The following is a 12,002-nucleotide window of genomic DNA, read 5'->3' on the forward strand; positions in this document are numbered from 1 at the left end:
TTAAAGATGATTTAAAAATGATTGAGAAAGAAGACATACCAATTACAAATGATCTTGTTTTAGTTGGTGGTGGACATTCACACATAGTGTTAATGATGGAGTTATCTAAAAAACCTATTCAAGGTAATAGAATTACATTAGTAAGTAATGAAATTGACACTCCATATTCTGGTATGATACCAGGCTTTATTGAAGGGGTTTATTCATGGCGAGAAAGCCATATCGATCTTTATAAGTTATCTTTAAGACTAAATATTCGTTTTATTCATTCTAAAGTTATAAATATTTCTTCTGCAAATAAAGAGATTTATCTAAAAGATAGACCATCATTAAAATTTGACGTTTTATCTGTAGATTCTGGAATTGAAAGTAATTATAAAAAAATAAAAGGTGCAGAAAAATTTTGTATTCCTGTTAAACCTATCTCAGGGTTGGCAAATAATTTTTTAAATAAAATTAAAAATTTAAATAACATCGCTTTTATTGGAGGTGGTGCGGGAGCTGTTGAATTAGCATTAGCTATAAAGAAAAGATATATAAAAGATAAACCAAATTTAAAAATATCAATAATTACCGGTATAAATGGTCTGTTAAGCTCTTTTTCTAATCATACAAGAAAGACCTCAAAAAATGTCCTTAAAGAAGCTGGTATAGATATTATAGAAAACACTGAGGTTTTAGAGGTCAAACAAAACAAAGTCATTATGTCAGATAATAATACGTTAAAGATTGATAAATGTATTCTGTCTACAAATGCCATGGCTCCAAATTGGTTAAAATCCTCGGATATAAAATTAAATGAAAATGGTTTTATAATAGTAAATAGTGCTTTTCAAACAAATAGAGAATTCATTTTTGCAGCAGGTGATATAGTTAATTTTGATAATCAAAACCTTCATAAAGCTGGAGTTTTTGCTGTAAGATCTGGTAAACCATTAGCTAGAAGCATTAAGTCCTACATAATGACTAAATCAGGAAAAAAATATTCTTTTAATAAAAATTACTTAGCCTTGATTGGTCTCTCTAATGGATATACAATTGGAACTAAATATAATTTTTCATATTCTTCAAAATTTAATAGTTTTTTAAAAAAGTATATTGATCAAAAATTTATAAATAAATTTAATAATAAAAACTCTAAACAAAGTGAATATATCTTAAACATAATAGATAAAACTCTTTCATTTTTGAACATAACCTCAAATTTAAATTTTGTTAAAACTAACCAAATGCAATGTAAAGGCTGCGCAGCAAAAGTTCCTTTTACTGCATTAAGGAATACCCTTCCTAAAAATATAACAGCTTCATCAGATGATGCATCTTCAATTTTTAATTACCCACAACTTTTTCAAACTATAGATATGATAAATGCTATAATTACCGACCCTTATTTATTGGGCAAGATAGCGGCTAACCATTCGCTGAGTGATATTATAGCTGTGAAATCCAACCCAATTGCAGCTTTAATGATGCTTCAATTACCTTTTTCTAAAGTTGATATAAATTCTAGAGATTTAGAACAAGTTTTATCCGGGGCAAAAGAGGTATTTGATAAACATAATTGTATTATAAATGGTGGCCATACCATGATAGGTAAAGATAGTGATCCAGTAATAGGATTTACAGTTACTGGTGAAAGTAAACTAAAAGAAAATAAAAATAAAAAAAGTTATAAGATTAAAAATAATGATACTTTAGTCCTAACAGAAAAAATTGGTTCTGGTATTATTTTTTCTGGTATCAACAATGATATAATTGACAGTTATTTTCAAAAAGACGTGATAACTCAAATGATAAATGGCAACTTCTTGTTTGGTAGTATAACTGAAAAATTAAATATTTTATCAATGACTGACATTACTGGATTTGGCCTTGCAAACCATCTTCTTAATTTGATAAAAAGGGATAAGAATAAGACTGGGTTAACGATTTTCCCTGAAAAAATACCAATATTTAATGGAGTTAAAGAAGCTATTGATAAAGATGTAAAATCTTCTTTGTTTGAATCAAATTATAATTCAGCTATTAAAAGTATTATTTATGATCGACAAAAAAAATCAATCGATGAAATATTATATGACCCTCAAACTGTTGGAGGATTAGCTTTTATAATACCTAGGGAAGATAAAGAAAAACAATTTGCAATTTTAAAAAATTACAAAATCAACTTTGTTGAAATAGGTTATGTGAATAATTTAGATAACCAAATCAAAATAATGTAACTTCACCTCATGACAAAACATAAAGTAATTAAAAAATGGAACAACAAAAAGTTTGATACTATTATAGATGTAAGGTCACCATTAGAATTTGCAGAAGACCATATTGTTGGCGCTATAAATTGCCCAGTTTTATCAGATCTAGAAAGACAAAAAGTAGGAACTATCTATAAAAAAGAAAGTTCATTTAAGGCAAAAATAATTGGATCTTCATTGGCAGCTAAAAATATAGCATTCCATATTCAAAATAATTTCATAGAAAAAAAGGGGTCTTGGCAACCTTTAATTTATTGCTGGAGAGGAGGACAAAGATCGAAAGCTTTTTCAATTGTACTTTCAGAAGTTGGATGGAGAACAAACCAACTTAAAGGTGGTTATAAAGAATATAGAAACCAAGTGATTAATTTTTTAGAAAATATTGGTCCTAAATTAAAAATTACTTTGATTAGTGGGAAAACAGGATCTGCTAAAACTAAAATATTAAAAAGTATTGAAAATGAAGGTGGACAAATTTTAGATTTAGAAGGACTCGCAAATCATAAAGGTTCTCTTTTAGGTAAAATTCCAGATTTAATTCAACCATCACAAAAGTTCTTTGAAAGCTTAATTTTCAATAAGATACAAAATCTTAATCTTAAAGATAAAATTTATATTGAAGCTGAAAGTAGTAAAATTGGGAATATTCATATACCTAAATCTATTTGGAAAAAAATGATCAATGCACCTAGAATAGAAATATCCGCAAATGTGGATTTACGTGCTAAGTTTTTAGTTAAAGATTATGATTACATGTGTAATGATCCAACATTAATAAAACCTATAATTAAAGGTCTTAAAAATAGATTAAGCAAGAAACTACTTGATGAATGGGCAAATCTAATTGATAGCAAAAAATGGTTTGATTTAACTAAAAGTTTTTTAGAAAATCATTACGACCCTTCATACTCATCAAATACCATTAAAAATGATCGCAAGGTTTTAAAAAAGATTACTGCATCATCTCTAAACAACTCTGACATTGAACATATTGCAAAAAATATTTTAAATAAAAATTAATAAAAAAACTAATATTTTTAGTTATTACAAATCATTTTTTAATTTCTTGCATTTTCCTTTTTTTATATTTAAAACATGATTAAATGAGCATTAAACGTTAATATTCCCCGGTAGCTCAGCGGTAGAGCAGACGACTGTTAATCGTCTGGCCGGCGGTTCGAATCCGTCCCGGGGAGCCATATCTTTAAATCAAACATATGAATAGACATGTTATCATTTTTTTAAAAGACATTTAAAGCTATCAAACTTATAAACACATATCTTAATATTTTTGAAATAGACACTATAATTACAAAAATAATTATTGGAATACGAAGAATTCCAGCTACCACCGTTAGAGGGTCACCAATAAAAGGCACCCAACTTAAAAATAAAGTCCATTTCCCATAAGTTGCGAACCATAAAGAAGCCTTTTCTAATTGTGAACTATTTATTGGGAACCACTTCTTTTCTTTAAATTTTACAAAATAAAAACCTAAATACCAATTTAAAACAGAGCCTAGTATATTTCCAAGGCTAGCAACAAGAATAAGATTTGTAGTAGAGAATTTATTTAAATAAATAAAAGCCGTTAATGTTAATTCAGAGTGACCAGGTAGGACGGTTGAGGATACAAAAGAGGATGTAAAAAGAGTAAAGTAAACTACAGTTTCATTCATTTATCAAAATTTTCAATGTCTTCAGCAATTTTTTCCCATACTTTTTCTTCTTGTTTAAGTAGTTGTAAATTTTTTTTCAAATCTGTATTTACTTCTTTAATACGTAAAGTATTCTTGATGTCATAAAACTGATTATCAAGCATTTCATTTTCTAAATCAGACTTCTTTTTCTCAAACTCGTTTATTTTTTTTTCAGAAATAGATAATCGCTTTTTTAAATCAGATAACGATGACGTACTATCAAAATTGTTCTTAGAATTAATTCTAATAGTCTTTTTATTATTCTTCTTCTGATTTTGATTTCTATTTAAAACTAAATCTCTATATTCATGAATATCACCGGAAAACTCAGATACTCCGCCATTTTTTACAATGAGTAATCTATCCACTAACCTTTCAACCAAAAAAGCGTCGTGACTAACTAATATTAATGAACCTGAATAATCATTCAATGCCATAATGAGAGCTTCCCTACTTTCTATATCAAGATGATTTGTAGGTTCATCTAAAATTAATAAGTCGGGCTTTTCTATTACAACTAATAAAAGTAATAATCTAGCCTTTTGACCTCCAGACAATCTTTTTACTTGTAAATCCATTGTATCCGCTGCAAAACCAGCTGAGCCAAGCCTAGCTCTAACTTTAGACGGTATTTCTGAGTTTAACTTTGAATAAACATGTTCAAAAGCTGTTTCATTAGGCCTTAATTCATCTAATTGATGTTGGGCAAAATAACCAATTTTTAATTTTTGGGGAATTTGCAGAGAACCATTAATTAATTTAATTTTTTTTGCTATAAGTTTAGAAAAAGTGGATTTACCTTCTCCATTTACACCTAACAAACCTATCCTATCATCAGGGTTTATTTGTATATTTATATTTTTTAATACTTCAACATCATTATAACCAACAGAAGCCTTATCTAAAGTTACCAAAGGTGGAGCAAACTTAATAGCTTCGTCAAATTTAAATCTTGGTATTTTTTGATCTTCTTCAATAACGATAGGCTTCATTTTTTCTAATATTTTTATTCTGGATTGCGCTTGTCTGGCTTTAGATGCTTTTGCTTTAAAACGATCTACAAAACTTTGAATATGAGCTCTTTGGGCATCTTGTTTATTTTTTAAAGATATCTTCTGTTCTAATTGAATCCTTCTTTCATTATCAAAAGTATCGTAATTACCAGAATAAAATTGTAATTTTTTATTAGAAAGATGAAGTATACCATTTACAGATTTATTTAATAAACTTCTGTCATGAGATATTACTAAAACTGTATTCTTAAATTTTTGTAAATAATTCTCCAGCCATGCTGTACCCTCAAAATCTAGGTAATTAGTGGGCTCATCTAGTAATAAAAGATCAGGATTTGAAAATAAGACACTAGCTAGTGCAACTCTCATTCTCCAACCACCAGAAAAACTAGAACATGGACTGTTTTGATCATTTTGACTGAAACCCAGTCCAGTTAATATAGAAGAAGCTCTAGCATCTGCAGAATATGCGTCAATGTCTGCTAATCTAATATGAATATTAGCAATTTTATTTGGGTCTGTTTCTATTTCTGCATCTCTTAATAATTCGGCTCGTTCAAAATCAGCTGCCAATACGGTATCTAAAAGTGTTTCTTCTGTAGATGGTGCTTCTTGAGCAACAGAACCTACTTTAAAATTTCTTGGTATTTCAATAACTCCTCCATCAATAATAAGTTCTTTTTGAATTAATTTGAATAATGTTGTTTTACCAGCGCCATTTCTTCCAACAATACCAACTTTGTGCCCAGTAGGAACAAAAGCAGATGTTTCTTCTAGAAGAGAAACACCACCAATAGAAAAAGAAATATTTTTAAAGTTTATCATTTGATTTTTTCTTTAATTTAAAATTTAAAATAGTTTTTTGACATAGGCTCTATATAGTCATTATATAATAATAACTTTGTATAAACAAAATCACATAATTAGTAAGTAAAATTTATGAAAAAATTAATAAAAGAAAACTTCATTGATACCATTGGTAATACACCTTTAATTAGATTAAATAAAGCTAGTGAATTAACTGGCTGCGAAATATTAGGGAAAGCTGAATTTTTAAATCCCGGATCCTCCATTAAAGACAGAGCAGCAAAAGGAATAATTTTAGATGCAATTGATAAAAAAAAATTATTACCAGGTGGTTTGATAGTTGAAGGTACAGCAGGAAATACTGGTATTGGACTCGGTCTAGTTGGTAATTCTCTTGGTTATAAAACAGTAATTGTAATGCCTGAAACGCAGAGTCAGGAAAAAAAAGATGCTCTTAAGTTAATAGGTTGTGAACTGCGACTTGTACCTGCCCTACCCTATTCAAATCCAGGTAATTACATAAGGCAATCAGAAGAAATTGCAAAAATGTTAGGAAAGACTAATGAAAAAGGAGTTCTTTGGGCCAATCAATTTGACAATATTGCAAATCAAATGTCTCATTATAACTCTACAGGACCTGAGATATGGAAACAAACTAATGGTAAAGTAGATGCTTTTACATGTGCTGTAGGAACAGGAGGGACTTTATCAGGAACAGGCTTATATTTAAAGGAACAAAATAATAATATTAAAATAGCATTATCGGATCCTTATGGATCAGGTTTATACAATTACTATCAAAAAGGTGAGATGAAATCTGAAGGAAATTCTATTACTGAAGGTATAGGACAAGGTAGGGTTACTAAAAACCTAGAAAACTGTCCAATAGACATGTCATTCAGAGTTGATGACAATCAAGCTCTTACTATAATTTTTGAATTACTAAAAGAAGAAGGATTGTTTCTTGGAGGTTCTAGTGGAATTAATGTTGCAGGTGCAATTAAACTTGCTAAAGAATTAGGACCAGGTCACACAATTGTAACTATTCTTTGTGATTCTGGTCAAAGGTATCAATCTAAAATCTGGAATCCTTCATTTTTAAAAAGTAAAGATTTAGTCGTTCCACATTGGCTTTAAATGGAGATTATTTATGGAGAAAGATTTATTTATCAAACCAAAAGACTTGATCGTAAAGTTAAGCACTCAAGATAATTTAAAGATCTTAGATGCAACTTTTTACCTTCCAAATTCTGATTTAATTGCTAAAGATGAGTATGACAAAAAACATATTCCAAATGCTGTTTTTTTTGATATTAATAAAATTGCTGATCCCAATAACTCATTGCCTCACATGATACCATCAAAGGAATTGTTTTCCGAACAGATGAGAGATCTTGGCTTAAATGATAGAGATGAAATAATTATTTATGATAACTCACCATTTTTGTCATCTGCAAGAGCATGGTTTTTATTTAGATATTTTGGTTATGATAATATATTTATTCTTCAAGGAGGTTTAAATAATTGGATAAAATTTAATGGGAAAGTTACAGACCAAACAACTTCTTTACCTAAAGGTGATTTTGCTGCTAAAACTGAAAAAAAAGAACTTGTTGTTACTTTAGATCAAATGATAACTGCTTCTAAAGACGAAAAAAGCATAATCCTAGACGCCAGGTCTTATAAACGATTTACAGGGGAAGCTAAAGAACCAAGACCTGGGTTAGCATCTGGGCACATTCCAAGTTCTAAAAGTCTTCCTTCATCAGATTTTGTTAATTCGCAAGGTTTTTTAAAGTCTCTTGATGAAATAAATTTAATTTTTTCTAATCAAGAAATTTCTATTAAAGACGATATAATTGCAACATGTGGTTCTGGTGTTTCTGCTTGTGTTATCTCTTTAGCTCTTTTTTGTATGGGCAAAGTAGACGTTCCAATATACGATGGCTCTTGGACAGAGTGGGCGACCTCTGAACAAAAAATAGCTAAATCTATTTAACTTACAAACTAATGATTAAGAATTTGACTTAAAAATAATTTAGTTCTTTCATTCTTGGGATTATTAAAAAAGTTCTTAGGATCATTCTGCTCAATAATTTCACCTTCATCCATAAAAATTACACTATCCGCAACTTTTTTTGCAAAACCCATTTCATGCGTAACAACAAGCATTGTCATACCTGTTTCAGCTAGCTCAATCATAGTGTCTAGTACTTCTTTTATCATTTCTGGATCTAAGGCAGAAGTAGGTTCATCAAACAACATGATCTTAGGTTGCATACATAATGACCTAGCAATTGCAACTCTTTGCTGTTGTCCTCCAGATAATTGACCAGGAAACTTTAGAGCTTGTTCAGGTATTTTAACACGAGTTAATAATTCCATAGCAAGTTCATTTGCTTCTTTTTTAGGAAGACCTTTGACCCAAATTGGAGCTAATGTACAGTTTTCAAGAACGGTTAAGTGTGGAAAAAGATTAAAAGATTGAAACACCATTCCAACGTCACTTCTAATCGCTTCGAGGTTTTTTAGATCACCAGTGAGTTCTGTACCATTTACAATAATATCACCTTTTTGATGAACTTCTAAACGATTTATACATCTAATAAGAGTGGATTTTCCAGAGCCTGATGGACCACATACAACGATACGATCACCTTGATTAACACCTAATGAAATGTTTTTTAAAACGTGAAAGTTTCCAAACCACTTATGCATTTCCTTAATTTCAATAACAGGTTTAGACGATTCATTTTTATTTTTTACCATTTTTAAGCTCACTTATGATCGGTGTTTAATTTATTTTCAAGCCATAGGGAATATCTAGACATAGCAAAACAACTTACAAAGAAGAATAATGCCACAAATAGATATATTTCTGTCGACAGACCGTTCCATTTAGTGTCAGCTAAGGCCGCTCTTCCTATGCCAAGTGGATCTAATAAACCTATCACTACTACAAGTGTTGTATCTTTGTATAATCCTATAAAAGTATTCATTATGCCTGGAATTGATATTTTTAAAGCTTGTGGAAGTGTTATAAACCTAGTTGTTTGCCAATAATTCATGCCTAATGCATCTGCAGCCTCATATTGACCTTTTGGAATTGCTTGAATTCCACCTCTAATAACCTCTGCAATATATGCAGCAGAAAAAAAGGTAAACATAATAATAACTCTGACTAAAATACTAAAGTTAGTACCTGGAGGCATAAAATAGTTCAGCATTGACGAAGCTACAAACAGTAAGGTTATTAAAGGAACACCTCTCATAAACTCTATAAAACAAACACTAAGTGTTCTAACAACTGTTAATTTTGATTGTCTTCCAAGAGCTAAAAATATACCTATGGGTAGTGAGCAAACAATACCAGTAACACCTATTATAACGGTTAGCATAAAACCACCAAATAAACTATATTCAATCTTAGTTAGCCCAAAATAACCACCATTGATAAGGATAAAAGCAAAGAAAGGATAAATTCCACTGAACCATAGTAGCCATTTTCTTTTAGGTAAATCAGGGTAAAGTAACGGAGCAAAAGCAATAAACATTGTTAAAAATGAAATATCAATTCTCCACCTTTCTACTTCAGGATAGAAGCCATATACAAACTGACCAACTCTTCTAGTTATAACAGCCCAACAGGCTCCGTCATTTATCTTCCTACATTCAATTTTTGAGTTTGCATCAAATACAGCATCAAAAAAGAACCAACCAATTATTCCATCGATTAAGTAATAAATAAGCACTACCGAAATAATTGTTAATGTAGAATTACTAATAGATGAAAATAAATTATTTTTAATCCAACCATAAACACCAACCGTTCCAGGAGGTGGTGGAAGATTAGGATATGAACCTGGTTTATATATTTCTGAGCTCATTTTATCTTCCCACTAATTTTACTTTATTATTATACCAGTTCATGAAAGCAGATATGCTAAGCGAAACAGATAAATATATTAACATCACAATAACCATCGTCTCCATCTCTCTACCAGTTTGATTTAGAGAAATACCCCCAAGTGTAGCAACAAGATCCATATAACCTATTGCAATTGCTAAAGAAGAGTTTTTGGTTAAATTTAAATATTGACTAGTTAAGGGAGGAATTATAACTCTACGAGCTTGTGGCAAAATAACTAATTTCATCACTTTAGAAGGTTTTAAACCAATTGATTCAGCAGCCTCTCTTTGACCTTTATCAACAGCCAATATTCCAGCCCTTACTATTTCAGCAATAAATGCAGCGGTATAAATACCTAATGCAAAGGTTAATGCCGCCAGTTCAGGGCTCATATGCATTCCACCTTTAAAATTAAAGCCCTTAAGCACCGGTATTTCAAGAGAAATGGGCAAGCCTGAAACGAAAAAACCTATTACAGGCAGAGATATAATTACTGATAAATTAATCCAAAAAACCGGAAGTTGTAAACCTGTCAAATCTTGCTTTTTCTTTGCATGTTTAAAAAAAAGAACAGAAAAAATAATCCCAATAACTAAAAGTAAATACACTAATTCAATACCATTTTCAGTTAACGGTTTTGGAATATAAAATCCTCTATTAGATAAAAAACTAATATCTGCAATATTAATTGCATTTTTGGAATGAGGAAGAGTATTTATAATAATACCATGCCAGAGAAGTATGTGTAATAATATAGGAACGTTTCTTGTAAACTCTATGTACCAATAAGCTATTCTACTGGCTAACCAATTTTTTGATAACCTTATTATTCCAAGAGTAACTCCTAAAATCGTAGCTAAAATAATACCAAAAACTGCGACTAACCCAGTATTTAAAAGCCCTACAATACCTGCTCTTAGGTGACTATCTCTATTGTTATAATCGATTAAATACTGATTAATATCATAACCAGCTGGGATAAATAAAAATTCAAAACTAATATCTTTACCAAGCGCTTTAAAGTTAGCATCAACATTAGAAATAAGCCAAGACAAAAACCAACCTATGCATAGTAAAACAAAGATTTGGATAATAATTTCTCTACTTTTTTCGTTGTGCCAAATATTATGTAAAAATGTCATAGGTGGGCCAAAATAATAAAAAAACTGCGTCTATTTAATATATAGACGCAGTTTAAAAAGTTTTATTTAATTGGTGGAATGTAAAATAGTCCACCATCTCTGCTTAACTGATTAGCTCCTCTTGCAATTTTAAGAGGAGTACTCATACCAAGATTTTTTTCAAAAACTTCAGCATAGTTACCAACCTGACTAATAACTTGAACAGCCCAATCTGGAGATAAACCTAGCTTTGAAACACCTTGCAATGGATCTTTACCTAACAAACGATTAATTTCTTTGTTTTTATTGTCTTTTCCAGCAAGAGATTTAACATTGGAAGAAGTAATATTTAATTCTTCACCAGCCATCATAGCTTTTAAAGTCCAAGCAACGATATCAGCCCATTGATCATCACCATGTCTTACAACAGGTCCTAAAGGCTCTTTAGACACAATCTCTGGTAAAACCATATGATCTGAAGGATTATCAAAACTAGACATAGTTGCATATAAACCAGATGCATCCGTTGTATAAACATCACATCTTCCAGCTTTGTATAATTCTTGAGCTTCAGAGTTAGTTTCAATAGGCACAGGATTATACTTCATATTATTTGAAGCAAAAAATTCTGCTAAATTAAGTTCTGTTGTAGTTCCAGTTTGAATACATACTGAAGCACCATCTAAACCCTTAGCTGACGTAACACCTAAAGATTTAGGAACCATAAAACCTTGGCCATCATAGTAACTTACACCAACAAATGTCTGTGATAAATCAACATCTCTTGAAAATGTCCAAGTAGTGTTTCTTGATAATATCTCACCTTCACCAGCTGCTAATTTAGTAAATCGAGTTTTACCAGTTGCAGTAGTATAATTAACTTTATCAGCATCGCCTAATGTTGCAGCTGCAACAGCTCTACAAAAGTCGACGTCAAAACCAGTCCATTTACCTTTATCATCAGGGGCAGCAAATCCAGCCAAACCAGTATTAATAATACAATTTAGACTTCCTCTTGCCCTAACCTCGTCTAGAGTACCTGCACCAGAAGGTGCTGATGTTACAGTTTCTTTTTCTACAGTTTGTGTTGGCTGCCCTGAAAACAAAGCATAACCTGCTCCTATTCCAACTGCGCCAGCAACAACCGCTGCTATAATAACATTATTGCTCATTTTATTTTCTCCACTTTGAATTTT

At 30.6% G+C, this 12,002-nt stretch carries 11 protein-coding genes and 1 tRNA gene; 6 read left to right on the plus strand and 6 right to left on the minus strand.

Translation table 11 applies throughout. The features are described from left to right. Positions 1-17 precede the first annotated feature (17 nt). From selD to ABXT66_RS06085, 3 genes are all read left to right on the plus strand, one after another. Positions 18-2,222, plus strand: a complete 2,205-nt coding sequence (gene selD / locus ABXT66_RS06075; protein WP_443642598.1) for a selenide, water dikinase SelD — start codon at positions 18-20, stop codon at positions 2,220-2,222. Between the two features lie 9 nt (positions 2,223-2,231). Then, positions 2,232-3,275 (plus strand): tRNA 2-selenouridine(34) synthase MnmH, encoded by a 1,044-nt coding sequence (gene mnmH / locus ABXT66_RS06080; RefSeq protein ID WP_443642599.1) that lies wholly within the window; start codon positions 2,232-2,234, stop codon positions 3,273-3,275. Positions 3,276-3,379: 104 nt separating this feature from the next. Next, positions 3,380-3,454, plus strand: a tRNA-Asn gene (locus ABXT66_RS06085). Positions 3,455-3,496: 42 nt separating this feature from the next. On the opposite strand, the gene ABXT66_RS06090 is transcribed toward ABXT66_RS06085, so the two are convergent. Together ABXT66_RS06090 and ABXT66_RS06095 are read right to left on the minus strand one after the other, a co-directional pair. After that, positions 3,497-3,934: a YqaA family protein gene (locus ABXT66_RS06090; RefSeq protein WP_443642600.1), complete on the minus strand. Its 438-nt coding sequence runs from the start codon at positions 3,932-3,934 to the stop codon at positions 3,497-3,499. Continuing rightward, positions 3,931-5,793, minus strand: coding sequence for an ABC-F family ATP-binding cassette domain-containing protein (locus tag ABXT66_RS06095; RefSeq protein ID WP_443642601.1), 1,863 nt, complete (start codon positions 5,791-5,793; stop codon positions 3,931-3,933). Before ABXT66_RS06095 ends, ABXT66_RS06090 begins: the two co-directional genes overlap by 4 nt. Positions 5,794-5,907: 114 nt before the next feature. On the opposite strand from ABXT66_RS06095, the gene ABXT66_RS06100 reads away from it, so the two are divergent. Beyond that, a complete protein-coding gene (locus tag ABXT66_RS06100; RefSeq protein WP_443642602.1) occupies positions 5,908-6,912 on the plus strand; it encodes a cysteine synthase A in 1,005 nt (334 codons plus the stop codon). Between the two features lie 13 nt (positions 6,913-6,925). Further along, a complete protein-coding gene (locus ABXT66_RS06105; protein WP_443642603.1) occupies positions 6,926-7,774 on the plus strand; it encodes a sulfurtransferase in 849 nt (282 codons plus the stop codon). A gap of 8 nt (positions 7,775-7,782) precedes the next feature. Here the strand turns inward: ABXT66_RS06105 and ABXT66_RS06110 are convergent, their stop codons facing one another. From ABXT66_RS06110 to ABXT66_RS06120, 3 genes are read right to left on the minus strand one after another with little or no spacing between them, the layout of a single operon-like run. Further along, positions 7,783-8,544 (minus strand): amino acid ABC transporter ATP-binding protein, encoded by a 762-nt coding sequence (locus tag ABXT66_RS06110; protein ID WP_443642604.1) that lies wholly within the window; start codon positions 8,542-8,544, stop codon positions 7,783-7,785. A gap of 8 nt (positions 8,545-8,552) precedes the next feature. Further along, entirely contained in the window at positions 8,553-9,662 is a 1,110-nt protein-coding gene (locus ABXT66_RS06115; protein ID WP_443642605.1) for an amino acid ABC transporter permease, read from the minus strand. A gap of 1 nt (position 9,663) precedes the next feature. After that, positions 9,664-10,782, minus strand: a complete 1,119-nt coding sequence (locus tag ABXT66_RS06120; RefSeq protein ID WP_443644725.1) for an amino acid ABC transporter permease — start codon at positions 10,780-10,782, stop codon at positions 9,664-9,666. On the opposite strand from ABXT66_RS06120, the gene ABXT66_RS06125 reads away from it, so the two are divergent. After that, positions 10,751-10,843: a hypothetical protein gene (locus ABXT66_RS06125; protein WP_443642606.1), complete on the plus strand. Its 93-nt coding sequence runs from the start codon at positions 10,751-10,753 to the stop codon at positions 10,841-10,843. The two genes, ABXT66_RS06120 and ABXT66_RS06125, sit on opposite strands and share 32 nt — an antisense overlap. Positions 10,844-10,889: 46 nt before the next feature. Here ABXT66_RS06125 and ABXT66_RS06130 read toward each other — a convergent pair whose 3' ends face one another. Beyond that, positions 10,890-11,978: an amino acid ABC transporter substrate-binding protein gene (locus ABXT66_RS06130; RefSeq protein ID WP_443642607.1), complete on the minus strand. Its 1,089-nt coding sequence runs from the start codon at positions 11,976-11,978 to the stop codon at positions 10,890-10,892. Between the last annotated feature and the right edge of the window lie 24 nt (positions 11,979-12,002).

The organism is Candidatus Levibacter sp. Uisw_134_01 (genome assembly GCF_047717795.1).
Classification (GTDB): domain Bacteria; phylum Pseudomonadota; class Alphaproteobacteria; order Puniceispirillales; family Marisalimonadaceae; genus Marisalimonas.

Coding starts and splice junctions, on each gene's coding strand:
- ABXT66_RS06110 (WP_443642604.1), bottom strand. CDS start 8,544: ATGGTAAAAAATAAAAATGAATCGTCTAAACCTGTTATTGAAATTAAG.
- ABXT66_RS06130 (WP_443642607.1), bottom strand. CDS start 11,978: ATGAGCAATAATGTTATTATAGCAGCGGTTGTTGCTGGCGCAGTTGGA.
- ABXT66_RS06095 (WP_443642601.1), bottom strand. CDS start 5,793: ATGATAAACTTTAAAAATATTTCTTTTTCTATTGGTGGTGTTTCTCTT.
- selD (WP_443642598.1), top strand. CDS start 18: ATGATTGAGAAAGAAGACATACCAATTACAAATGATCTTGTTTTAGTT.
- ABXT66_RS06105 (WP_443642603.1), top strand. CDS start 6,926: ATGGAGAAAGATTTATTTATCAAACCAAAAGACTTGATCGTAAAGTTA.
- ABXT66_RS06100 (WP_443642602.1), top strand. CDS start 5,908: ATGAAAAAATTAATAAAAGAAAACTTCATTGATACCATTGGTAATACA.
- ABXT66_RS06125 (WP_443642606.1), top strand. CDS start 10,751: ATGCATAGTAAAACAAAGATTTGGATAATAATTTCTCTACTTTTTTCG.
- ABXT66_RS06115 (WP_443642605.1), bottom strand. CDS start 9,662: ATGAGCTCAGAAATATATAAACCAGGTTCATATCCTAATCTTCCACCA.
- mnmH (WP_443642599.1), top strand. CDS start 2,232: ATGACAAAACATAAAGTAATTAAAAAATGGAACAACAAAAAGTTTGAT.
- ABXT66_RS06090 (WP_443642600.1), bottom strand. CDS start 3,934: ATGAATGAAACTGTAGTTTACTTTACTCTTTTTACATCCTCTTTTGTA.